The sequence below is a fragment of the Kitasatospora putterlickiae genome, assembly GCF_039527695.1.
GTDB lineage: Bacteria > Actinomycetota > Actinomycetes > Streptomycetales > Streptomycetaceae > Kitasatospora > Kitasatospora putterlickiae.
This window is the reverse complement of the sequence record NZ_BAAAKJ010000521.1, coordinates 1-1,774: the sequence shown is the minus strand read 5'-3', so window position 1 is coordinate 1,774 and position 1,774 is coordinate 1. Positions and strand designations below refer to the sequence as shown.

At 74.4% G+C, this 1,774-nt stretch carries 3 protein-coding genes and 1 pseudogene; all 4 read left to right on the top strand.

Annotated features, from left to right (window positions below):
- Positions 1-246, top strand: a pseudogene (locus ABD308_RS38530) (hypothetical protein); the annotation flags it as partial.
- A complete protein-coding gene (locus ABD308_RS38525; protein ID WP_344345632.1) occupies positions 246-692 on the top strand; it encodes a roadblock/LC7 domain-containing protein in 447 nt (148 codons plus the stop codon). The pseudogene ABD308_RS38530 and the gene ABD308_RS38525, both read left to right, overlap by 1 nt.
- A gap of 35 nt (positions 693-727) precedes the next feature.
- Complete coding sequence (locus ABD308_RS38520; protein WP_344345634.1) at positions 728-1,078, top strand: DUF742 domain-containing protein; 351 nt, start codon at positions 728-730, stop codon at positions 1,076-1,078.
- Complete coding sequence (locus ABD308_RS38515; RefSeq protein ID WP_344345630.1) at positions 1,059-1,745, top strand: GTP-binding protein; 687 nt, start codon at positions 1,059-1,061, stop codon at positions 1,743-1,745. The genes ABD308_RS38520 and ABD308_RS38515 overlap by 20 nt, the downstream gene beginning before the upstream one ends.
- Positions 1,746-1,774 lie beyond the last annotated feature (29 nt).

The following is a 1,774-nucleotide window of genomic DNA, read 5'->3' as shown; positions in this document are numbered from 1 at the left end:
GGGGACGCCAACACCCGCAACGTGCTGCTGTCCGCCCGCCCCGACGCGGCGGGCGCCGCCGCCCGGATCGGCGCCGTCCGCAGGGCCGCCCTGCCGGCCAGGGACCCGGCGCCGGCGAACGGCACCGCACCGAGTAAGGACACCGCACCGGGCAAGGACACCGCACCGGCCGAGGACGCCGCGGGCACCCGGCCCGCCACCGACCCCGCGTCCGACGTTTCCCCCGTCACCGAGAAGGACTCCTGATGAGCAGTGCCACCGACCGCGACCTCGACTGGCTGTTGGAGAACCTGCTGACCAACACCCCCGGCACCCGGCACGCCCTGGTGCTCTCCGCCGACGGCCTCAAGCTCTGCCACACCTCCGGCCTCGGCAACGACCAGGCCGACCAGCTCGCCGCCATCGCCTCGGGCCTGCAGAGCCTGGCGCACGGCGCCTCCATCGAGTTCGGCGACGGCACCGGCGGGGTGCGGCAGTCGATGACCGAGTTCCACGGCGGCGTGCTGTGCATCGTCGCGGCCGGCGAGGGCGCCCACCTCGCCGTGGTCACCGACGAGGACGCCGACGTGGGCGTGGTCGGCCACAACATGCACGGCCTGATCGAGCAGATCGGCGTCCACCTCAGCGCCCCGGCCCGGGAGGACGCCGCGGGTCCGGAGCCCCGGGCGGCCGACGGAAGCGCCCGGGCGTGAGCGGGGGCGGGGGGAGCACCGACGGGCGGCCGGTCATGCCGGGCCGGGACGACGACCCGGACCGCCTGTACACCATCACCAGAGGCCGCAGCCGGGCCCCGGAGAACGCGTTCGACCTGGTCACCCTGATCGTCGCCGAGCGGGAGCCGGCGTCGGGCACGCAGTCGGAGCACGTGCGCATCCTGCGGATGTGCGAGGCGCCGACCGCCGTGGTGGAGGTCGCCGCGGAGCTGGCGCTGCCGGTCTCGGTGGTGAAGATCCTCCTCGGCGACCTGCTGGAGGCCGGGTCGATCACCGCCCGCCACCCCCGGTTCGCGCCGACCAAGGCCCGCCTGCCCGATCTCGACACGCTGAAGCAGGTGCTGCATGGACTCCAACAGCTCTGAGGGCGCGGTCGCGCGTCCGAGCGGGCGGACTCCGCTGCGCCGGACCGCCGACAACGCGCTGAAGATCGTCGTGGTCGGCGGCTTCGGCGTGGGCAAGACCACCCTGGTCGGCGCGGTCAGCGAGATCCGTCCGCTGAACACCGAGGAGGTCATGACCAGGGCCGGTGAGGGGATCGACGACCCCACCGGAGCCTGGGGCAAGCGGTCGACCACGGTCGCCTTCGACTTCGGCCGGATCACGCTGTCCGCCAGCCAGGTGCTGTACCTGTTCGGCGCGCCGGGGCAGGAGCGGTTCTGGTTCCTCTGGGACCGGCTGTTCAGCGGCGCCCTGGGCGCGGTCGTGCTGGTGGACGCCCGGCGGCTGGAGGACTCCTGGTACGCCATCGACCGGCTGGAGCACCACGGCACCCCGTTCATCGTCGCCCGCAACAACTTCGGCGAGCCGACCCACACCCTGGAGCAGGTCCGCGAGGCGCTCGACCTGCCGCCCGGGGTGCCGCTGGTGGACTGCGACGCCCGGGACCGGGAGTCCGGCAAGCGGGTGCTGATCGAGCTGGTCCGCCATCTGACCGCCCGGGTCGAGGCCGAGGCGGCGGGCGACCCCGCCGGCGCCGGCGCCGTCCCCGTCCATGCCGTCCTTGACGTCCTTGAGGAGAGCACCCCGTGACCGAGCCCGCCGCAACCCCGCCGCCGGGC

Excerpts from the sequence above, each read along its gene's own strand:
- ABD308_RS38525 (WP_344345632.1), top strand. The coding sequence starts at position 246 with ATGAGCAGTGCCACCGACCGCGACCTCGACTGGCTGTTGGAGAACCTG.
- ABD308_RS38515 (WP_344345630.1), top strand. The coding sequence starts at position 1,059 with ATGGACTCCAACAGCTCTGAGGGCGCGGTCGCGCGTCCGAGCGGGCGG.
- ABD308_RS38520 (WP_344345634.1), top strand. The coding sequence starts at position 728 with ATGCCGGGCCGGGACGACGACCCGGACCGCCTGTACACCATCACCAGA.